Here is a 20,491-nt window from a genome sequence, read left to right on the forward strand (position 1 = left end):
CGCCGCCGAGTGCGATCGGGGTGATGCCCTTGGCCTTCAACGCCTTGCTGGAGGAGACCAGTTCGTCCCAGGTCTTCGGCGCGGTCAGTCCGGCGTCGGCGAGCACCTTCTTGTTGTGGAACAGCAGCACCGGCTGGGTGCCGCGCATCGGGACGCCGTACGGCTTGCCGTCCACCACGGCCGAGTTGAAGACCGACGGCAGGAAGTTGTCCTTCAAACCGGGGTCCTGGGCGATGAACCCGTCCAGCGGGAGCAGCAGACCGGCCTTGACGAACGGCTGGATGGAGCCGCCGCCCCAGTTGAAGAAGACGTCGGGGGCCTGCGGGGTGTTGATGACGGTCTGGAGCTTCTGCTGGTAGTCCGCGCCGGGGACGGTGTCCAGGACCACCTTGACCTTGGAGGTCTTGTTGAAGGTGTCGACGATCTGCTTCTCGACCTTGTTGGTGGCGTCACCGTAGACCATCACGTGGATCGCCCCGGAGCCGCCGGCGCCTGTGCCTCCGCCGGACCCGCAGGCGGTGACCGCACCCAGAACGAGCGCGGTGAGCGCGCCCATCGCGGCGAATCTCGAACCCATATCCTGCCCTCGGTTTCGAATGTTTCGAGTACATTGCCGAATGTTGTCGGAAACCTAGGGCCGCTCTTCCCGTCCGTCAAGGGCCCGGACGGAATCCGCTCGGGACCTGCGCCGGGCTACGATCCGTCCGACAATGGCCATTCACAGCGGAGTTCGCCCAGCAGGGGCGGTGCAGGAGGATCTCGTGACCAGACCGGCTACCCTCGCCGAGATCGCGCAGGAGGCGGGGGTGTCCGCACCGACTGTTTCGAAGGTTCTGAACGGCCGGGCGGACGTCGCCCCCGCCACCCGGGAGCGCGTGGAGGAGCTGCTCCACCGGCACGGCTACCAGCGCAGGCGCGGCACCGCGCAGGCCAGCCCTCTGCTGGAGCTGGTCTTCCACGAGCTGGAGAGCGCCTGGGCGATGGAGGTGATCCGCGGTGTGGAGAACGTGGTGCGCGAGGAGGGCCTGTCGATCGTCCTCTCCGAGTCCTCGGGCCGGCTCAGCCCGGGCCAGTCCTGGGTCGACGGGGTGCTCGCCCGCCGCCCGACCGGCGTGCTGCTGGTCCTCTCCGGCCTGGACCCGTCCCAGCAGCGGCAGCTGACCGCCCGCGACATCCCGTTCGTGGTGATGGACCCGGCCGGCGACCCCGGTCAGGAGGTGCCCGCGGTCGGTACCACCAACTGGGACGGGGGCCTGGCCGCCACCCGGCACCTGCTCGACCTCGGCCACCGTCGGATCGGCCTGATCAGCGGACCCGGCCGGATGATGTGCAGCCGGGCGCGGGCCGGCGGCTACCGCGCGGCGCTCGACATGGCAGGCGTCGCGCACGACCCCGAGCTGGTCCGCGCGGGCGACTTCCACCACGAGGCCGGGCGACGGGCCGGTCTGGAACTGCTGAGCCTGCCCGACCGGCCGACGGCCGTCTTCGCCGGCAACGACCTGCAGGCGCTCGGCCTGTACGAGGCCGCCCGCGAGCTGGGTCTGCGCATCCCCGAGGACCTCAGCGTGGTCGGCTTCGACGATCTGCCGCTGGCTCGCTGGGTGGGCCCGCCACTGACCACCGTGCGGCAACCGCTGACCGCGATGGCCGAGGTCGCGGCCCGGATGGTCATCGACCTGGCCCGGGGCGCGCGGCCCGCCACACTGCGCGTCGACCTGGCCACCAGCCTGGTCGTACGCAGCAGCACCGCGCCACCCCGCACGCCCGACCGGGCGCCCGCGGCCCCGACGGACGCCTGACGGCACGCCGGAGCTTCCCCCGGGTTCACCGATCAGACTCGGGTCGCCTCGCGACAGTTTCGAGGACGTTGCCACCGGGCCCCGGCTCCGCCGGGAGGCGGCCCGGGGCCCGCTCGGCCAGCCGGATCGCCTGGCCGAGCTGGTGGCTGCGGACGAGCACGTCGTAGCAGAGTCCGCGGTCCCGGACAGCCGCCAACCCGCGTTCGGCATCAGGTCGTTGCAGCCAGCGCGGATCCGGCTCGCCTTGCACGAGATGGCGCAGGGAACGCAGACGGGCGCCGCCGGGCCCGGCGAGCAGCCCGTCGAGCTGGTCAATGATCCCGGGTGACGTGAGGTCGGCCCAGCCGACCACGAGGGCACGGCCGCCGGGGTGTCGAACGGCGTGCGGCAGCCGGGCGCGCCGGCGGGCAGCCGCAGGCCCGGGGTCAGCTTGACGCGTGGCACAGGAGGAACCCCGGCCGGTGCACGGCGGGGGTTCCTCGAGGCGGTGCCGATCAGGCAGGTCAGCGCTTCAGGGTGAGGACACCCGGCCGCCACGGCAGCTGGTCGTAGGGGCCGCCCGCGGTGGGCGACTTGCCCTGGTACAGGAGCTGCAGGTTGCAGGGGTCGATGGTCATGGTCTGGTCGGGGTTGTTGCGGACCAGGTCACCGTGGCTGATGTCGTTGGTCCAGTTGGCACCGCTGTTGGCCTTGCCCGCGAAGGGGTTGCTCTCGCTGGCTGCCTGCGGGGTCCAGGAACCGCTCAGGCTGGAGGCCGTGAACGAGCGGAAGTAGCGCTCCTCGTTGGCACCCCGCGCCTCGACGATCATGAGGTACTGGTTCTGGCCCTGCACCTTGTAGACCTGCGGCGCCTCGAACAGGTTCTTCACCGTGTCGCTCATGACCGTCGTGTACGACGAGCCGAAGTTGCCCGGGAAGTTCCCGATCGGCATGCTCGCCCGGTAGATGCTGCCGTTGTCACCGGCGAAGAACAGGTACATGTTCTGGTCGTCGGCGATCAGGGTCTGGTCGATGGGAGCGGCGCCCGGGATGCTGCCGGTGAACAGCGGCTGCGGCGCGGACCAGCCGTTGGGGTTGGTCGGGTCGCTCGAGGTGCGGTAGATGAAGGGCCACTGACCCCACTGGTACGCCAGCACCCAGATCTTCTTGGGCGCGAAGTAGAACAGGGTGGGAGCCACCGCGGCCTGGTTCATGCCGGTCTGGCCGGCCGACGCCATGTCAGACCAGTTGGTGAAGGGGCTGAACATCATCGAGCCGTACGACGACCCCGCTACGTTCGACGCATAGACGACGTGCTTGCCGTTGTACACCACGTCGGTGAAGTCCTTCAGCGCACCCCACCCGTTCGCCGGCTGCGCCAGCACCCCCGTCGACGACCACCGGTACGTGGACGGCAGAGCGCACGGGCCACCCGTCGGCGCGGGCGTGGTGGGGGTCGGTGTTCCTGACAGACCGGCCCACTTCTGGTTGCTGCCGCCGTTGCAGGTCCAGATCTGCACGGCCGTTCCGTTGGCCGTACCGGCGCCCGCCACGTCCAGGCACAGACCGGACTCCACGCCGACCAGCGTGCCGTCGCCGTTCACACGCCACTGCTGGTTCGCGGCGCCGCTACAGGTCCAGATCTGCACCCGGGTGCCGGCCGTGGTGGCGTGGCCCGGGACGTCCAGGCACTTGTTGCCGTACACGGTCAGCTGGTTGCCGTCCGTCGACGTCCACAACTGGTTGGCTCCGCCGGAGCAGTCGTAGACCTGAAGGGACGTGCCGTCGGCCTGGCCGGCGTTCTGTACATCGAGACACCGGCCGGAACCCGCACCGCGCAAGGCACCGCTGGTGGCCGCTTCGGCCGGGTTGGTGACGAGCAGTGCCGCCAGGGCCACCACGGCCGCGAACGCGGCGGTGAGCACCACCGACAGATGGCTGCGGCCGGAACGTCGTCTGCGCATGGGACCTCCTGTGAGGAACGGATGGAGCCGGCTCACGTGTGCCGGCGTTGACGTGTACGGGGCCCGCCGCTCCGCCCCGGCGGGTCAGCTCACCTGAGGTTCCAGCGCTGGTTCGCACCGCCGTTGGCGTCCCACACCTGGAGCGGGGTGCCGTTGCCGTTCTGTGCCGTGGGACAGCGTGGTCCAAAAGCCGGCCGGCGGGCCGCCGGGGCGGAGACGAGGCTTCTTGTTGAGCCATGACATGGCGGATCGTTCTCCTCGCGTGGGGGGATGACCGCGCACCCGTGGGGACCTGCACCTCGTACGGGCTCTCGTACCGCCAGTATTTGTGAGCGCTAACAATTCACAGAGGCGCAACGTCTCTGACATGTTCAGGTAAATCTCCACCAGGCGATGCGCCGTTGTCAATACGCGGTACGGCGGCGTCGGGGACGGATCACGTCGGCACCAGCCGCCACTGCTGGTTGGCAGGAGTTCGTGCCCGCGTACGGGACGCTCTCGCCGGTCGCGTGGCCCCAACTGCCGGTGCAGGTCACCGCGGAAGCGGCATGGTCGACGGTCCCCGGCGCGTTGCCCAGGCTGAGGTACTCGACCGCGTCGGTGAAGGTGGTGCTGCCCGCCTTCTCGGTCGACAGCACCGGGTGCACCCGGCTGTCGCCCGTCGGCGCGGTGAAGGAGACCGGCTGGGTGACCCGCGAACCGAGCGGGATGGTGAGGGGTGCGTTTCCGGACGCGATGAACGCGCCGTCGGCCCTGTCGCGTCGCGCCTTCCAGGTGAGGTCGACGGCGGTGTCACTCAAGGCGTCGTTGGAGACGGTGATGTTCCGGGTGATGGCGCTGTTGTGGGCGTAGGTGTCCACCGCCTGCGAGAGCGGGAAGCCGCCGTCCGGGTCCGACTGGCCGGAGGCCGACCAAGAGGGCAGGTCGATCGCGGCGACGGGGTGGAACGCGGCCTGGATCCGCTGGATCTGCGGGTTGCTCCACGGGTCGGACAGGTTGTCCGACCCGGATACACCCGCAGGAGCGCCGAGCGGTAGCTGCCCTGTGGGTTCGACTCGGCCCAGTCGGCGGCGTCGGGAACCACGGTCCTGGTCCCCTGCATCAGGCCGTAACGGCCCTTCACGTGCACGCTGATGGTGTGGGTGGTGCCGGGGGCGGCGAGAGCGGAGATGTCGAAGTTCGAAGGGGTGACGGAGGCCGTCCGGGTGGCCACCACCTACCCGTCCACCGACAGCGTCGCCCGATGGTTCACCGCTCCGAACTCGACCCACGTCGCCTGCGGCTGCCCCGTGTCCGGCACGGTCACGGTCTGCGCGGCCGCTGCTTTGCCCGCGGCGGACCCGCTGGTGTCCGCTACCGCCGTGGCGGACGCCGCCCGGGGCGCCGCCAGGGCCCCGGCGAACAGCGCCGCCACTCGTCGTCAACGTCATGACGCCGGCGGGCGTACCGGCCCTGCGGAACCAGTTCCTCAACGGCGCCGTCATCATCGTCGCCCTGGTCATCTCCCGGTTCGCGTCCGGCGAGAAGCAGGAATGGGCACGCCCCCGCACGGCACCTCGCCCGGACGGCATGAATCAAGATTCGGTAACGGCAGGTCCCACCTCTTGTTCGGCCAAATTGTGAGCGTTAACAATCCCCCAGGGGTGAAACGTCGGCGTCATCTCCGGTGCACACAACGAGCGACCTGGAACCAGTGCTGCCCGAACCGCTCGGGGACACACCGTTGACGGAGACCGAGCTTCCCCCGCCGCCTGCGCTCCCCCTCCGCCGGGTGGCACTTGCAGAACGACAGGAGATGTCCATGTCTGCGCTTCGCGCACGGCTGTCGGTGATATTGCTCGCCGTAGGCCTCCTCTTCACGGCCCTGGCCGTGGCCACGCCACAGCGGGCGGCCGCCGCCGCCGACCCCGGTTATCTGATGGTGCACTTCACCGGGGAGGGGTCGGCCAATCAGCAGATGTACCTCTCGCACAGCACGGACGGCGTGCGCTGGAACGACCTCAACGGCGGCGGCATGGTCCTGCGCTCCCCGATCGGCACAAAGGGGGTGCGTGACCCGGCGCTGGTCCGCGCCCCGGGCGGCGACAAGTACTGGATCATCGCGACCGACCTGTGCATCGGCTGCGGACAGTCGTGGGGCGACGCCGTGAACAACGGCAGCCGCAACCTCGTGGTGTGGGAGTCGACGGACCTGGTCACCTGGTCGCAGCCGCGGCTGCTCGACGTCGCCGGCGCGATCCCCGACGGCCGCAACGCGTGGGCGCCGGAAGCGATCTGGGACCCGGAGAGCAACGACTACGTCCTGTACTGGGCGACGAACAAGCCCCTCAACGGCGCCACGAAGCACCGCATCTACTACGCCCACACCAGCGACTTCCGCACCATCACCGCCCCGCAGCTCTACATCGACCGCCCCGGCACCCAGGAAATCATCGACACCCAGATCGTCGAGATGCCCGCAGGCGTCGGCAAGTACCGCTATGTGCGCGCCTCCGGCGACGGGCAGATCACGCTCGAAGGCAGCGACTCCATCCTCGGGACCTGGACCAACCTCGGCGACCTCTCGGGCATCGGCCTCCCCGGCTCGCTGGTCGAAGGCCCGATGTGGATGAAGTTCAACGGGACCAACAAGTGGGCCCTCTACCTCGACCAGTACGCCACGTCCGGCGGGTACATGCCGGTCCTGACGACCGACCCGTCCAACCCGGCCGCCTACCAGAAGCAGGCGGCGGGCAGCTACACCATGGGCGGCACGAAGAAGCGCCACGGCTGGATCCTCAACCTGGCGTCCGCCGAGGAGAGCCGGGTACTCGCCCGCTGGCCCAACACCCCGGCACAGCGGCTCCAGTCGTTCAACTTCCAGGACCGGTACGTCCGGCAGAGCGATTTCGACGTGCGCATCGACCCGAACGTCAACCCCGCCGACGACGCCCGGTTCCGCCTGCGGCCCGGCCTGGCGGGCACCGGCACCGTCTCCTTCGAGTCGGTGAGCTTCCCCGGCTACTTCCTGCGCCACTCCCACTACGACTTCCAGCTCGTCCCCAACGACGGCAGCGACCAGTTCGCCCAGGACGCCACCTTCCGTCAGGTCGCCGGGCTCGCCGACCCGGCCTGGTCGTCCTTCCAGTCCTACAACCACCCCGACCACTACATCCGCCACTACGCCTACCAACTCCGCCTCGACCCGATCACCACCCCGACGGGACGCGGCGACGCCACCTTCCGCGTGACCAACTGACCAGCTGACCAACTGACCGGCTGAACGGCTGACCGGCTGACCGGCTGAACAACTCACCATCCGACCCGAACCGGGACGCCGACGCCTCCGAGGAGAGCTCCTCGACCTGGGGCCGGACGTCACCTGGGCCTAGGGGGTGTCTGACGGATGTCCGCGGCGTCGCGGCGCCCGGCACGCGCTCTCGCCGCACCGACCGAAGACCCGAGTACGTCCAGTACACGGGCCTCCGGTCGGCGCACCGAGAGCACGCACCGGACACCCCTCCTTCCCCACGCACATCCGTCAGACACCCCCTAGCGGGCGGGCAAGCGGGTGGGGTCGGCGATGATCTGTCGCACCGTCGACCACGCCGCGCCCAGGACCGGTCCGCGCCGGCCCAGGGCGGCGGGTCGTACCGCCTCGGGGGCCCAGGGGCGGACCGTGACCCGGGCGGCCAGTTCGGCGCGTACCGGCGGGAGGAGCCAGTCGGCCAGTTCGGCGTAGGCGCCGCCCAGGACCAGGCCGTCCGGGTCGATCAGGTGCACGGCCGAGGCGAGGGCGAGGCCAAGGGCCCGCCCCGCCCGGTCCAGGGCGCGCAGGGTCGCCGCGTCCCCGGCGCCCGCCCGCTCGGCCAGCAGGGCCACCGGGTCGCCGGTGCCCGCCAGCCCCGCCTCCCGCAGCACGGCCGCTTCGCCCGCGTACTGCTCCAGGCAGCCGCGCGCCCCGCAGGCGCAGGGGGCACCCTCCGGGTGGACGGGCAGGTGGCCGAGTTCACCGGCGAAGCCGCGGGCGCCCCGGAACAGCTGCCCGCCGACGATCAGCGCGGCGCCGATCCCGGCCTCGGCGGAGACGTGGACGAAGGTCTCGTCCGGGAGTCCCTGGTGCCACTGCTCGGCCAGCGCCCCGAGGTTGGCCTCGTTCTCCGGCTCGGGCACCGTGTCGGGGTCGGGCCAGTGATCGGCGGGGCGGACCGCCTGCCAGCCGAGGTTGGGGGCGTTCGCGATCAGCCCTCTCGGCGCGTTCGGCACGACCCCCGGCACGGCCAGGACGCGGCCCTCGACGCGCAGGCCGAGGCCCGCGGCCGCGGACTCCGCCTCGGCGCCCAGTACGGCGGCCTCCGCCAGCACCTGCCCGGCCGGTCGGCCCGCGTTGGCCCGCTCCACCCGACGCCACACCCGTGCTTCACCGCGCAGGTCCACCACGCACGCGGCGAGGTGGGTGACGCCGATCTCCAGACCGAGGCCCGCGGGGCCCCGATCGCTGAGGACCAGGGCCCGGCCGGGGCGGCCGACGCGTCCGCTGGGCGCGGTCTCCGTCTCGGTCAGCGCCCCGCGGGCGATGAGTTCGTCGACCATGGAGGAGACGGCCGGCCTGGTCAGGCCGGTCTGTCCGGCGACGTCCGCCCGGGAGAGCGGGCCGTGCGCGGCGACCGCGCCGAGCACCACCGCGAGGTTCTGGCGACGCATCCCCTGCTGCGAGGCGGGCGCGGCCTCCGCGCCCCCGCTCGCCCTGCCGAGCCCCGTCATCGGCCCGCCCTCCTATCGCTGTCCCGGCGCGACCTCCTGCAAGGCCCGCGCCCGCCGCAGCGTACTGGTGATCCGTTCGAGCGTGTCGTCGTCCCGCTCCACGGGCTCCAGCACCCGGCCCTCGGCGGTCCGCCAGCGACGGGCGACGGCGTCGGCGGGCTCACCGGTGAGCAGTGCGGCCGCCTGGGCGGCGGCTCCGAGGGCGACCAGTTCCCGGGCCGCGGGCACCTGCACCGCTCGGCCGGACAGCCGCAGGACGGTCCGCTGCCAGGCCCTGCCGCGGGCTCCGCCGCCGATCAGCAGGAGCGGTTCGTCGGGGGCGGGGTCCTCGCGTCCGGCGCGCAGGACATCGACCAGGGCCGCGAGCAGGGCGTGGGCGGCGCCGTCGTAGGCGGCCTGGAGCACCTGTCCCGGCGTGGTGTCGTGGCGCAGGCCGTGGACCAGTCCGGAAGCGTGCGGGAGGTCCGGAGTGCGCTCGCCGTCCAGGTGGGGAAGCACCACCACCGTGCCCCCCGCCTCGACGTCCTCGCGGTCGCGGCCGACGAGGTCGGCGAAGCGGTCGACGGCGAGGGTGCAGTTGAGCGTGCAGGCGAGCGGCAGCCAGCCGCCGAGGGCGTCGGCGAAACCGGCGACGGTTCCGCTCGGGTCGACGGGCCGGGTCCGGGCGACGGCGTAGACCGTGCCGGAAGTGCCGAGGCTCAGCACCGGACGTCCCGGGGTCAGGCCGAGCCCGAGGGCGGCGGCCATGTTGTCGCCGGTGCCGGCGGCCACCAGCGCACCCTCGCGCAGGGGCGTCCCGGCTCGGACGGCGCCCGCGGGGGCCCCCGGCGGCAGGACCCGGGGCAGCAGCCCGGGGTCGAGACCGATCCGCCCGAGGACCTCATGGTCGTAGCCGTCCGGGCCCCACCAGCCGGTTCCCGACGCGTCACCGCGGTCCGTCACCGCCTCGCCGGTCAGCCGCTCCGTCAGGAAGTCGTGGGGCAGCCGGACGGCCGCGACGCGGTCGGCGGCGGCGGGCTCTTCCGCGCGCAGCCAGGCCCACTTGGCGGCCGTGAAGGCGGCGGTCGGGACGCTGCCGGTACGGCGGGCCAGCTCTGCCGCGCCGAAGGCGGCTCTGAGCGCGCCCGCCTGGGGGGCGGAGCGTACGTCGTTCCACAGCAGCGCGGGGCGCACCGGCCGCCCGGCCGCGTCGAGGGTGACCAGGCCGTGCTGCTGGCCGGCGATCGAGCAGGCGGCGGCGCGGTCGGCCCAGCCGGTGCGGGCCATGGCCTCGCCGAGCGCACGCCACCACTGCTCCGGATCGCTCTCGCGTCCGGCGCCGGTGCTGACGGTGTGCGCCGCGCGGCCCTCGCCGAGGACGGCGCCGGTGTCCAGGTCGACGGCGAGGGCCTTGGTGGACTGGGTCGAGCTGTCGACACCGATCACGACACGCTGTGCGGACATGCGTTCCTCCGATCGGGTTCCTTCTGGCGTCTCGGCATACTAATTTGTTTTTCGTCATTACAAATAGCCCTCGGCCCTGAACCGGAGCGCCTCATGACCAGCGACCCGCTCGCCCCCCGCCCCGCGCACAAGTTCACCTTCGGTCTGTGGACCGTCGGCTGGCAGGGCCGGGACCCCTTCGGCGACGCCACCCGGCCCGTCCTCGACCCGGTCGAGACCGTGCAGCGGCTGGCCGAGCTCGGCGCCTACGGCGTCACGTTCCACGACGACGACCTGATCCCCTTCGCCGCCGGTGACGCCGCGCGCGAGCAGGCGGTCAAGCGGTTCCGCACCGCCCTCGACACGGCCGGCCTGAAGGTGCCGATGGCCACCACCAACCTCTTCACCCACCCGGTGTTCAAGGACGGCGCCTTCACCGCCAACGACCGGGACGTGCGCCGGTACGCACTGCGCAAGACCATCCGCAACATCGACCTGGCCGTGGAGCTCGGCGCCTCGGTCTACGTCGCCTGGGGCGGCCGCGAGGGCGCGGAGTCGGGCGCGGCCAAGGACGTACGCACCGCCCTCGACCGGTTGAAGGAAGCCTTCGACCTGCTGGGCGAGTACGTCGAGAACCAGGGTTACGACCTGCGCTTCGCCATCGAACCCAAGCCCAACGAGCCCCGCGGCGACATCCTGCTGCCCACCATCGGCCACGCCCTGGCATTCATCAACGAGTTGGAGCGGCCCGAGCGGGTCGGCGTCAACCCGGAGGTCGGCCATGAGCAGATGGCCGGGCTGAACTTCCCCCACGGCGTCGCCCAGGCCCTGTGGAGCGGCAAGCTGTTCCACATCGACCTCAACGGCCAGTCCGGCATCAAGTACGACCAGGACCTGCGCTTCGGCGCGGGCGACCTGCGCCAGGCCTTCTGGCTGGTCGACCTGCTGGAATCGGCCGGTTACGACGGGCCCCGTCACTTCGACTTCAAGCCGCCGCGCACCGAGGACTCCGCCGGAGTCTGGGCCTCGGCGGCGGGCTGCATGCGCAACTACCTGCTCCTGGCAGAGCGTTCCCGCGCCTTCCGGGCCGATCCGGAGGTCAAGGCCGCGCTCGCCGCCTCCCGGCTGCCGGAGCTCGCCCTCGCCACCGCGGAGGACGGCCTGGCCGGGCTGCTGGCCGACCGGTCCGCCTTCGAGGCGTTCGACGTCGATGCCGCCGCGAGCCGCGGCATGGCATTCGAGCACCTGGACCAGCTCGCCCTCGAGCACCTCCTCGGCGCCCGCTGAGCCGGTGTCCCGAGGAGCCGGGCCGCGACGTTCCGCGGCCCGGCTCTGTCACGGGGCACCTCCGGCGGCCGACGCCCGCGCCCGGCCGCCGGGTTCAGGCGGGGTGGGCGAGCGTGGCTTCGAGGGTGCCGGCGGGGCGGGCGCGGACGGTTCCGGCCGGCCCGCCGATGCGCACACGTCCACGTTCCTTCCGGGCGGAGCACACCACCGCCTGACGCGTCCATTCCGCGCCGCGACAGGGGGTACGGTCGTCGGCTCCATCCGGGCCCGTCGAATGGAACGGGCACACCACGTCCTGCGGGCCACCACGCTCCCCGTTGCCCGCCGTCGCCGCGCCCGTCGGAGCCGCCGGCGCCGTAGCTCCGTGGCACCGTAGCGCCGTAGCGCCGTAGCGCGTAGCGCCGCTCGTATGCCGAACCGGACGGACACCGATCGAAATCGTCGGCAACCTTTTCCCGTCCTGCGGCGACCAGCCAGTGCACCGAACGTGAATCTTCGAACGGACAGACATGCAGACTGCACGGCAGGCCGCGCGGCAGCGCAGGCGCAGACACAGGCAGATCACCGGAACGGCGCTGGCAGTCGTCGCCGCGGGCGCCCTCGTCTGCCTGGTGACCACCATGCTCCCCGGCCCCAAGACGGGGACGGCAGCGGGGGCCGGGACCGAGGTGGCCGCCTCCACCGCCACCCACGCGGTGACCACGCCCCCGGCCCCGACGAGCCCCGCGTCCCCGACGGGCCCCGCGTCCCCGACGGGCAGCACGAGTCCGTCCGCCGGCCCGACCCCGACGGCCGGTCAGGCCACCGCGACGCCAGGGGCGTCCGCGGAAGCCACCCCCTCCGCGGTGTCCGCCGCGCCGCCCTCGGCAGGACGCATCCAGCCCGGGACCACGTACAAGGGGGTCGCCACCGCCTACGCCGCGGCCGACGGCAACGGCGCCTGCCTGTTCGGCCCGAGCGACGACCTCATGATCGCGGCGATGAACCACACCGACTACGAGTCGTCCAGGGCGTGCGGCGCGTACGTGCGCGTACGGACGGCGAGCGGCGCCGCGATCACGGTCCGGATCACCAACGAATGTCCGCTGCCCTGCGCACCCGGCCAACTGGACCTGAGCCAGCAGGCCTTCGCCAAACTGGCCGATCTCAAGGTCGGCCGCATCCCCATCACCTGGACCCTGCTGAGCTCCCCGAAGTCCGGGACGCTCTCCCTCCGGTACAAGACCGGGTCCAACCCCTACTGGTGCGCCATTCAGGTGATCGACCACCGGAACCCGGTCGCGCGCCTGGAGGTGCGCACCACCCAGGGCTGGCAGAAGCTGCCCCGTACCGACTACAACTACTTCCAGTCCTCGGACGGCAGCGGGTGCGGCGGCGCGGTGAGGATCACCGACATCTACGGAGAACAGCTGACGGTCGACGGGACCAAGCTGTTGCCGAACGTCGCGCAACCGACCGGGGTGCAATTCGCCCCGCACTGATACCGCGCCCCGGCCGCGTGGTGGTGGATCCGGGAGGCGGCGCACCGATAAGCCCCGGTCACAACGGCACTGGTACGCTGCCGCCCGGATGTTAACGCGCACATTTGTCGAGGGGGTCGACCGCCGGACATGGTCCACGAAGACGCGTCCGCGGAGTTCCACGACTTCTTCGAACGCCACTACGCCGGGCTCGCCCGGTTCGCCCATCTCCTCACGGGCGAGGCGGACGAGGCGGACGATCTGGCCGCGGACGCCCTGGTCGCGCTGTGGCAGCGCTGGGACCGGCTGCGCCAGGCCGAGCACCCGCTCGCCTACGCCCGTGGCGTGGTCGCCAACCTCGCACGGTCACGGATCCGCAGCGCGGTGCGCGAGCGCCGCCGGATCACCCTGTTCTGGTCCCGTGGTGCGGAGCCGTCGGACGGCACGGACGTGGCCGCCGTGGTGGACGTACGCACCGCTCTCGCCCGGTTGCCGTTCCGGAAGCGGGCCTGCGTGGTCCTGCGGCACGCCCTCGACCTGTCGGAGAAGGACACCGCTGCCGCGCTCGGAATATCGGTCGGTACGGTGAAGAGCCAGACCTCCAAGGGAATGGCCGAACTGGAACGGATGCTGGGCAGCTCAGAAGCGGCCCGGGAACTGTCGGCGGGGAGGAGGAGCCGTTGAACGAGGAGCTCACCGGGCGGCTGCGCGCGGCCGCCGAGGCCCACCAGCCCGACCGCGCCCGGATGCTGGCGCGCGTGGAACGCGGCATGTCCGGCGCCCCCGCACGCCACCGCGAGTCGTTGGGCGCGCGGTCCTGGACCCGGGCCGCGCTCGCCTCCCTCGGCGCGGTCGGCATCCTGGCGGTCGGTGGTTTCGCCGTCGCCGCCATCGTCCAGTCCCCGCCGGCCCGGCCGGAGGTCCCGGCCGCTCCCGCCTCTCCGTCGGCGCCCTCCACCTCGCCCGGGACGTCCCGCCCGACGCCGACGGCGCCCGCCACCGGCGGCCCCACCGCGCCGGACCGCCCGACCCCGTCGACCCCCGGCCCCACCGCGTCGGGCGACGCGGGCTCGGCCCGGCCCGGCGGCGCGCACGTCCAGGACGGGCCGCTGTGGTCGGCCGGCTCCTTGGGCGCGAACAGCAACACCTACTGGGCGCAGAGCAACGTCACCCTCAAAACGACCCAGCCGCTCACCGCACTCACCATCGAGCTGCGCGTCACGCAGACCGGCGGAGTGCAGAGCACCGGCAGCTGGCGGACACTGCCCGCCGAGGACTTCGCCGTCACCGTGCAGCAGGGTGGCGACGCCGTGGTCTACCGCTGGGTCCTCAAGCCGGGCCGTACGGTCCCGGCCGGGCAGCACGTCTTCGCCGGCCAGTACAACCACGCCGCGGGCGAGCGCGAGGCCAGGCACGACGGCTACCGCGTCGACGCGAACGGCCCCCAGGGCGCCCGCTCGGTCTGGGGCGGCTTCAGCCCGGCACGCTGAGATTCCGGCCGCCCGGCGGCCCTCGTCACCCCGTGTGCGGGGGCCGTCCAGCCACTCGGCGGGGGTGCACCCGACGATCGCCGGATGGTGGACGAAGGGCCCGGGCTTCCAGACTCGTGGCATGACTCACCTTGTATGCGAGAAGGAGCCCGACACCGCCTGCCGGCCCCCGGCCGAGGCGGTGGGGCCCAGCACGGCCAGGCGCCGTAGGAGCCCGCTCTGGGAGTTCCTCGGCATGGCGGTGCCGGCGAGCGCCCTGTGTCTCGCCGTCGTCAGCCCCGACCTCCGCGAGGCGGTCGTGCACATCCTGGCCTCGACGGCCGTCGAACTGACCCGCTGAGCCGGGTTTCCTCCTCCCGGCCGCCGGCCGGATTCGGGCCGGCCCGGTGGTTCGCGCCGGGCCTCACCCGAGCTGGCGGCGGGCCAGTGCGTGGAAGGGGCCGTGGGGGTCCGCGAGGAGGTCGGACGGCGGGCCCTGCTGGACGATCCGGCCCTCCGCCATGACGATGACCCGGTCCGCGTCCATGACCGTGGACAGCCGGTGGGCGATCACGATGCGGGTGGAGCGCAGGGCGCGGGTGGACTCGGTCACCACGCGCTGGGCCTCGTTGTCCAGCGCGCTCGTGGCCTCGTCCAGGAGCAGGACGCGCGGCTTGCGGATGAGGGCCTGGGCGATCATCATCCGCTGGCGCTGGCCGCCGGAGACGGTGCCGCCGCCGTCGGACAGCATGGTGTGCATGCCCATGGGCATGGCCTTGATGTCCTCGGCCAGGCCCGCCATCGCGGCGGCCTCCCACGCTTCCTCGAGCGAGAACGCCTCGGCGCCGCAGATGCAGTCGAGGATCGAGCCGGAGAAGGGCTGTGCGCTCTGCAGGACGACGCCGCACTGCCGCCGCACGGCCGCCTGGTCGAGCGCCGCCAGATCCTGGCCGTCGTACAGCACGCTGCCGGAGAGCGGCTTGTCGAAGCCGATCAGCAGTCGTACCAGGGTCGACTTGCCGCATCCGCTGGCCCCGACGATCGCGACGAACTCCCCCGGCCGCACCTCGAACGACACGTCGTCCAGGACGAGCGGGCCGTCCTCGGTGTACCGGTAGGACAGCTTCTTCGCCTCGATGGCGCCGCTGAGCGCGCCCGGCTGCGTGCGGGAGCCGGACACCTCGGGAGTCTCTTCGAGGAGGGGCCGCAGCTGCTCGAACATCGGCTGCACGGCGGCAGCCGAGAGGAGCGCTCCGGTCAGCTGGGTGACCGAGCCCAGCATCATCGTGACGGCGGTGCTGAAGGTGAGGAACTCGCTTGCGGACATGCTGCCCCGGGCCGGGCCGGCCAGCAGCATGAACATCACGAGCGTGCACAGCGGCAGATAGACCGCGTTGAGCACCGTGACGACGTTCTTGATCCGGCCGATGCGCTGCTGCAGTTCGCGCGTGCGGGCGAACTCCTTCGCCCAGGCGGCGTAGGCGAAGCTCTCGGCCGCCGCCACGCGCAGCTTGGGCAGCCCCCGCAGGGTCTGGAACGCCTGGTTGTTGAGTGTGTTGCCGAGCTTGATCAGCTGTCGCTGATAGCGCAGTTGCCACAGCCCCAGGCCCAGGAAGACCGAGGCGATGACGAGCAGCATGGCGAGCGCCGCCATCGCCAGCGGAACGCTGTAGACGAGCAGCAGTACGAGGTTCATCGCGGCCACGGCGCTCGCCTGTACGGTCACCGGGCCGATGCCGGCCAGTACGCGCCGGATGGCGCTGATGCCCATGGCCGCACCGGCGAGTTCGCCGGTGGAGCGCCCCGTGAAGAACCGCGTCGGCAGCCGTAGCAGCCGGTCCCAGACGGCCGGCTGCAGGGTGGCCTCGATACGGCCCTCCATGCGGAGGATGGAGATGTTCTGGAGCAGCATGAACGCGGCCGACAGAAGGCTGGTCGCGATGAGCGCCACGGCGGTCTGCGCGATGAGACCGTCCTCGGCGTCGGGTACGTATTCGCCGAGGACCCTGCCGGTGGCGATGGGAACCAGGGCGCCCAGGACGACGGCGACCAGCCCGCCCAGGAGGATGTCGCGCAGCTCCTTGCCGGTGCCGCGCACGCTGAAGCGCAGCAGCCTCGGCAGACCGAGCCGCCCGTCGGGCAGCGGGCGGTAGAACATCACGGCGCGCGCCTCGAAGGCCGCCCCGTGGGCCTTCCCCAAGCGTTCCCGCGCGCCGGTGGCGGGGTCCACGGCCTCGTATCCGCCGCGCCGCCACAGCAGGGCGACCGGTGTCCCGTCCTTCTCGCGCCGGCCCACCAGGGGCCCGCTGTTCTCCCGCCACCAGCGGCCGTCGAGCCGGATGCTCCGGGAGCGGACGCGCGAAGCGAGCGCGATGCGTTCGACGGGGTCGAGCTGCGCGGCGGTGGTGGCCGGGCCGGGCTCGGACAGGGTGATGCCCGCCGCGGCGGCGACCAGGCGGCAGGCGGCGAACGTCGCGTCGTCGCCGGCGCCGCGGCGGGAGCTCCCGCGGGAGCGGCCGATGGAGGCGAGCAGCGCGCGGTCCGCCTGGCTGCGGGCGGCCTCGCCGGCTTCGATGCCGGCCGCCGTGCGGTCCTCGTGGGCCCGCTCCAGCCGCTCGATCCAGTCGTCCAGGGCGTACAGCAGCCGGTACTGCTGGTCCACCATGCCCTGCCACATCGCCCCGTCGACGAGGAGCGCTCCGACCGTGCCGTACCCCTCGTACGCCGCGCCGTACTGGATGCTGCCCGGGGTGATCTGCATCCACAGGACGTCGTCGTCCGCCCCGCCCCGGCGGGTGGTGGTCCGGTTCTCCAGGGGCGCCTGGTAGAGCGTGCGCAGACCGCGGCCGATGCCGAGCGCGAAGGCGTGCTCGAGGGGGCTCGGCGGCGCGGCGGCGGCTCCGTACCGGCCCTGGTCGTACCACTGCGCGTCGTACGGCCCCCCGTCGTGTCCGGGGTGGGGCGGCTCGTGCAGCTCGTGCAGCTCGATGCGGCGCAGCCTGCAGCCGTGTACGGGCCGGCCCAGCAGGGTGTGTTCGGGGCCCTCGGGCGGGCCGAGCAGCAGTGTGCCCGCCTCCAGCCGGCCGAGGAAGTGCCAGTGGCCCAGCCGCGCGACGTCGACCGCGAACAGGTCCAGCGCGCCGTCCACGACGAGCCACATCACGAGCGGGCCCTCCAGGGACAGGCCGCGTGTGTCCAGGCCCTCGACCGCCGAGCCGAGGCCGCCCAGGGCCGCCACGACCGGGTCGGGGGCGGGGCCCAGCTGTGCGGCGGTGACCGCGGGGTGGTGCGGGGACGTCACCTCAGTGCTCCTTGACCAGTTCGGCGTACGCGCCCTGCGCGGCGATCAGATGGGCGTGCCGCCCGCGTTCCACCACCGTGCCCCGGTCGAGCACGACGATCTCGTCGCTGTCGCGCACCGTGCTCAGCCGGTGGGCGATGACCACGCAGGCGCAGCCGCGGCGGCGCAGGTTGTCGATGACGACCTGCTCGGTCACCGTGTCCAGGGCGCTGGTCACTTCGTCCAGGATCATCACGCTCGGGCGGCGCACCAGCGCCCGGGCGATCTCCAGGCGCTGGCGCTGGCCGCCGGAGAAGTTGCGGCCGTCCTGCTCGACACGGCTGCGGATACCGCCGGGGCGCCGGGACACCACGTCGTACACGGCGGCGTCCTCGAGGGCGGCGACGACGGCCTCGTCCGGTATGGAGGGGTCCCACAGCGCGACGTTGTCGCGGACGGTGCCCTCGAAGAGGAAGACGTCCTGGTCGACGAAGGAGACGGAGGCCGCCAGCGCGCCGCGCGGGATGTCCTCCAGCCGCATCCCGTCGATGCGGATGGAGCCCTCCCAGGGTGTGTAGAGGCCGGACAGGAGCCGGGAGACGGTGGACTTGCCGCTGCCGGAGCCGCCGACGAGCGCGACCTGCTGCCCGGGGCCGACCGAGAGGGAGAAGTTCTTGAGCAGGGGTGCGTCCAGGGGGCTGTAGCCGAAGGTGATGCCGTCCAGTTCCACCTGGCCCCTGAGACGGCGGGTTCCGGCACGGGGCTCGCGCCGCCGGTAGAGCGGGTCGACGGGGAAGTTCTCGACGTCCTTGAGCCGGGCGACGTCGGCCGCGAAGTCCTGGATCCGTCCGGCGACGCCGTTGAGGCGGGTGATCGGCGAGGTGAAGCTGGTCACCAGCGCCTGGAAGGCGACGAGCAGGCCGACCGACAGGTGCCCCTCCACCGCCCGCAGGCCGCCGATCCACAGGATCAGCGCGCTGTTGAGCGCGGCCAGCGACGGCGCGACGACCGCCAGCCACGCGCTGGGCACGCCGAGCCGCTGCTGCACGTCGAGGGTGACCGCGTGCTGGCCGGCCCAGCGCTGGAAGAAGCCGTTCTCCGCGCCGGTGGCCTTCATCGTCTCGATGAGCTGGAGGCCGCTGTACGAGGTGTTGGTGAGCCGGGCGCTCTCGGCCCGCAGCTTCTGGGTGCCGGTGGCCCGCACCCGGATCACGATGCGCATGGCCACGACATTGAGCAGCGCGATCAGCACGCCCACGACGGTGAGCTGCGGGTCGTACGTCCACAGCAGCACCGCGTAGAGGACCACGACCACCGCGTCCACCCCGGCGGCGGTGAGGTCCCGCGCCAGGGTCTCGGCCACGGCGTCGTTGGACTGCAGGCGCTGGACCAGGTCCGCCGGGTTGCGCTGGGAGTAGAAGGCGACCGGGAGCCGGAGCAGGTGCCGCAGGAAGCGGGCGCTGCTCAGGGTGGAGGAGATGATGCGCCCGCGCAGCAGATTGGCCTGCTGGAGCGCGGTGAGGGTGGCGATGAGCACCAGGGCGGCCGCCATCGACGCGAACAGCACGCCCAGCAGGGACGTCTGGTCGCCGATCAGGAACATGTCGATGTACGTACGGCTCAGCGCGGGCACCGCCGCCCCGACGAGCACCAGCAGGAGGCTGGAGAGCACGGCCGCGAGCAGGGTGCCGGACGTCCCGCGCATGCGGGCCGGCAAGGCGGCCATCACGCCCGGCTTGCGGCCGGCGCGGCGGAAGCCCTCGTCGGGCTGCAGGGTGAGGACGACGCCGGTGAAGCTGCTGTCGAAGTCCTCCATGGGGACGAACCGCCGCCCCTTGGCGGGGTCGTTGATGTACGCGCCCCGGCGGCCGAGCCGACGGCCCATGCCCTCGTAGACGACGTAGTGGTTGAACTCCCAGAAGAGGATGGCCGGCGGGCTCACTTCGGCGAGCGCCGCCAGGTCCATCTGCATGCCCTTGGCCGTCAGCCCGTAACCGCGCGCGGCCTTCAGGAGGTTGCTGGCGCGCGAGCCGTCGCGGGAGACGCCGCAGGCGATGCGCAGTTCCTCCAGGGCGACGAAGCGGCCGTAGTGGCCGAGCACCATGGCGAGCGCGGCGGCGCCGCACTCCACCGCTTCCATCTGCAGCACGGTGGGGGTGCGTACGCTCCGGGGCGTGCGGCCCTTGGGGGCGGACGCGGGCCTGCCGTGCGAGGAGCGGCGTATGCCGTTGCCTCCCCCGGTGTCCGCACGGCGCCGGCGCGGGGCCGGGTGCGACGCGGTCACGGCAGGAGCCAGTCGAGGGGGCGCTGCGCGGCGAGGTGGACGGCGGCGGTGACGGGTGTCGTGGAGTCGAGGGGGTACGGGGGCCCGTCCGCCGAGGACCACCGGTAGCCGGACCGGGTGGCGGCGGAGCGCTCGAGCTGCACGAGCACGGCCACGGGATCGCCTTCCCGGGCGAACTGCGCGGCGAGCCGGTCGTCGCCGAGGAAGCCGTCGAGCTGCGCCCGGGACTGCGGCGCGCGGCCGACGGCCTTGACGCGGCCGCGCAGCACGCCGAACTGCTGCCGGGGCACGGTCTGGACGCTCAGGTCGACCGCGGCGCCGACCGGGATCGCCGCGCCGCTGCCGCCGGGCAGGTAGAGCATGGCCACCAGCGGGTCGTCGGTACCCTTCACACGTTCCACGGTCGCCACGTCCGCCCCGGTCGTGAGGACGGACCCGATCTTCGCGACCAGGGTCGTCACCCGCCCTCCGGCGACCACGCGCACGGTGCGGGCTCCCTGATCCGTACTGACCTGGAGCAGGGGCGCGCCCGGGGGCAGCGGCCGGCCCTCCTCGGCGAGGACCGCGGTGACCTGTCCGGCGAACGGGCTCTGCAGCCGGTAACTGCCGTCGGCGTGCGTGAGGATGCCGCGTGCGCTCAGCTTCGAGGACACGGATCCGGTGCATGCCCAGAAGGTCGCGGCAGCCATGACGATGACGGTGACGGCCAGCACGAGCCTGCCCTGCGGGCGCGCGAATCGTACGGGCAGATCGAGTTCTTCAGGCGATTGCAGCTTGGAAAGCGCCTTTTGACGGAACTGCACG

Annotated in this window: 16 protein-coding genes and 2 pseudogenes; 8 read left to right on the plus strand and 10 right to left on the minus strand. The window is 72.5% G+C overall.

What is annotated here, in order from left to right:
* Nucleotides 1-577, minus strand: a 577-nt coding sequence (locus ABT084_RS24785; RefSeq protein ID WP_351047843.1) for an ABC transporter substrate-binding protein, incomplete at its 3' end; no start/stop codon positions are given.
* A gap of 184 nt (nt 578-761) precedes the next feature.
* On the opposite strand from ABT084_RS24785, the gene ABT084_RS24790 reads away from it, so the two are divergent.
* Nucleotides 762-1,799, plus strand: coding sequence for a LacI family DNA-binding transcriptional regulator (locus ABT084_RS24790; protein WP_351047846.1), 1,038 nt, complete (start codon nt 762-764; stop codon nt 1,797-1,799).
* 103 nt (nt 1,800-1,902) lie between these two features.
* Here the strand turns inward: ABT084_RS24790 and ABT084_RS24795 are convergent.
* The 4 genes and pseudogenes from ABT084_RS24795 to ABT084_RS24810 all read right to left on the minus strand — a co-directional run.
* Nucleotides 1,903-2,151 (minus strand): annotated as a pseudogene (locus ABT084_RS24795) (amidohydrolase family protein); the annotation flags it as partial.
* Nucleotides 2,152-2,302: 151 nt separating this feature from the next.
* Nucleotides 2,303-3,742, minus strand: a complete 1,440-nt coding sequence (locus ABT084_RS24800) for a non-reducing end alpha-L-arabinofuranosidase family hydrolase (RefSeq protein ID WP_351047849.1) — start codon at nt 3,740-3,742, stop codon at nt 2,303-2,305.
* A 404-nt stretch (nt 3,743-4,146) separates the two neighbouring features.
* A complete protein-coding gene (locus ABT084_RS24805; protein WP_351047852.1) occupies nt 4,147-4,602 on the minus strand; it encodes a hypothetical protein in 456 nt (151 codons plus the stop codon).
* A 356-nt stretch (nt 4,603-4,958) separates the two neighbouring features.
* Nucleotides 4,959-5,156 (minus strand): hypothetical protein, encoded by a 198-nt coding sequence (locus ABT084_RS24810; RefSeq protein ID WP_351047855.1) that lies wholly within the window; start codon nt 5,154-5,156, stop codon nt 4,959-4,961.
* Here ABT084_RS24810 and ABT084_RS24815 point away from each other — a divergent pair.
* Nucleotides 5,156-5,275, plus strand: a pseudogene (locus ABT084_RS24815) (ABC transporter permease); the annotation flags it as partial. The gene ABT084_RS24810 and the pseudogene ABT084_RS24815 overlap by 1 nt on opposite strands.
* Before the next feature lie 268 nt (nt 5,276-5,543).
* Complete coding sequence (locus ABT084_RS24820; protein ID WP_351047858.1) at nt 5,544-6,980, plus strand: glycoside hydrolase family 43 protein; 1,437 nt, start codon at nt 5,544-5,546, stop codon at nt 6,978-6,980.
* Between the two features lie 293 nt (nt 6,981-7,273).
* On the opposite strand, the gene ABT084_RS24825 is transcribed toward ABT084_RS24820, so the two are convergent.
* Nucleotides 7,274-8,485: an ROK family transcriptional regulator gene (locus ABT084_RS24825; RefSeq protein WP_351047861.1), complete on the minus strand. Its 1,212-nt coding sequence runs from the start codon at nt 8,483-8,485 to the stop codon at nt 7,274-7,276.
* Nucleotides 8,486-8,497: 12 nt separating this feature from the next.
* Nucleotides 8,498-9,928 (minus strand): xylulokinase, encoded by a 1,431-nt coding sequence (gene xylB, locus ABT084_RS24830; RefSeq protein ID WP_351047863.1) that lies wholly within the window; start codon nt 9,926-9,928, stop codon nt 8,498-8,500.
* A 93-nt stretch (nt 9,929-10,021) separates the two neighbouring features.
* Between xylB and xylA the strand changes: the two genes are divergently transcribed.
* The 5 genes from xylA to ABT084_RS24855 all read left to right on the plus strand — a co-directional run bounded on the left by xylA (nt 10,022) and on the right by ABT084_RS24855 (nt 14,484).
* Nucleotides 10,022-11,194, plus strand: a complete 1,173-nt coding sequence (xylA, locus tag ABT084_RS24835; RefSeq protein WP_351047865.1) for a xylose isomerase — start codon at nt 10,022-10,024, stop codon at nt 11,192-11,194.
* 509 nt (nt 11,195-11,703) lie between these two features.
* Nucleotides 11,704-12,675, plus strand: coding sequence for an expansin EXLX1 family cellulose-binding protein (locus ABT084_RS24840; RefSeq protein WP_351047868.1), 972 nt, complete (start codon nt 11,704-11,706; stop codon nt 12,673-12,675).
* 129 nt (nt 12,676-12,804) lie between these two features.
* Complete coding sequence (locus tag ABT084_RS24845) at nt 12,805-13,338, plus strand: SigE family RNA polymerase sigma factor (RefSeq protein WP_351047870.1); 534 nt, start codon at nt 12,805-12,807, stop codon at nt 13,336-13,338.
* Entirely contained in the window at nt 13,335-14,144 is an 810-nt protein-coding gene (locus ABT084_RS24850) for a hypothetical protein (protein ID WP_351047872.1), read from the plus strand. The genes ABT084_RS24845 and ABT084_RS24850 overlap by 4 nt, the downstream gene beginning before the upstream one ends.
* A gap of 121 nt (nt 14,145-14,265) precedes the next feature.
* Nucleotides 14,266-14,484, plus strand: coding sequence for a hypothetical protein (locus ABT084_RS24855; RefSeq protein WP_351047875.1), 219 nt, complete (start codon nt 14,266-14,268; stop codon nt 14,482-14,484).
* A 63-nt stretch (nt 14,485-14,547) separates the two neighbouring features.
* Here ABT084_RS24855 and ABT084_RS24860 read toward each other — a convergent pair whose 3' ends face one another.
* The 3 genes from ABT084_RS24860 to ABT084_RS24870 all read right to left on the minus strand — a co-directional run bounded on the left by ABT084_RS24860 (nt 14,548) and on the right by ABT084_RS24870 (nt 20,490).
* Nucleotides 14,548-17,424 carry an NHLP bacteriocin export ABC transporter permease/ATPase subunit gene (locus tag ABT084_RS24860; RefSeq protein ID WP_351047878.1) on the minus strand — a complete coding sequence of 959 codons (2,877 nt, stop codon included), beginning with the start codon at nt 17,422-17,424 and terminating at the stop codon, nt 14,548-14,550.
* Nucleotide 17,425: 1 nt separating this feature from the next.
* Entirely contained in the window at nt 17,426-19,543 is a 2,118-nt protein-coding gene (locus tag ABT084_RS24865; RefSeq protein WP_351048013.1) for an NHLP family bacteriocin export ABC transporter peptidase/permease/ATPase subunit, read from the minus strand.
* Nucleotides 19,544-19,683: 140 nt separating this feature from the next.
* Nucleotides 19,684-20,490 (minus strand): HlyD family efflux transporter periplasmic adaptor subunit, encoded by an 807-nt coding sequence (locus ABT084_RS24870; protein WP_351047881.1) that lies wholly within the window; start codon nt 20,488-20,490, stop codon nt 19,684-19,686.
* Nucleotide 20,491 lies beyond the last annotated feature (1 nt).

The sequence above is a fragment of the Streptomyces sp. NPDC002138 genome (genome assembly GCF_040296485.1).
Lineage (GTDB): Bacteria > Actinomycetota > Actinomycetes > Streptomycetales > Streptomycetaceae > Streptomyces.

Coding starts and splice junctions, on each gene's coding strand:
- ABT084_RS24845 (WP_351047870.1), top strand. CDS start 12,805: ATGGTCCACGAAGACGCGTCCGCGGAGTTCCACGACTTCTTCGAACGC.
- ABT084_RS24800 (WP_351047849.1), bottom strand. CDS start 3,742: ATGCGCAGACGACGTTCCGGCCGCAGCCATCTGTCGGTGGTGCTCACC.
- ABT084_RS24825 (WP_351047861.1), bottom strand. CDS start 8,485: ATGACGGGGCTCGGCAGGGCGAGCGGGGGCGCGGAGGCCGCGCCCGCC.
- ABT084_RS24865 (WP_351048013.1), bottom strand. CDS start 19,543: ATGGAAGCGGTGGAGTGCGGCGCCGCCGCGCTCGCCATGGTGCTCGGC.
- ABT084_RS24855 (WP_351047875.1), top strand. CDS start 14,266: ATGACTCACCTTGTATGCGAGAAGGAGCCCGACACCGCCTGCCGGCCC.
- xylA (WP_351047865.1), top strand. CDS start 10,022: ATGACCAGCGACCCGCTCGCCCCCCGCCCCGCGCACAAGTTCACCTTC.
- xylB (WP_351047863.1), bottom strand. CDS start 9,928: ATGTCCGCACAGCGTGTCGTGATCGGTGTCGACAGCTCGACCCAGTCC.
- ABT084_RS24840 (WP_351047868.1), top strand. CDS start 11,704: ATGCAGACTGCACGGCAGGCCGCGCGGCAGCGCAGGCGCAGACACAGG.
- ABT084_RS24820 (WP_351047858.1), top strand. CDS start 5,544: ATGTCTGCGCTTCGCGCACGGCTGTCGGTGATATTGCTCGCCGTAGGC.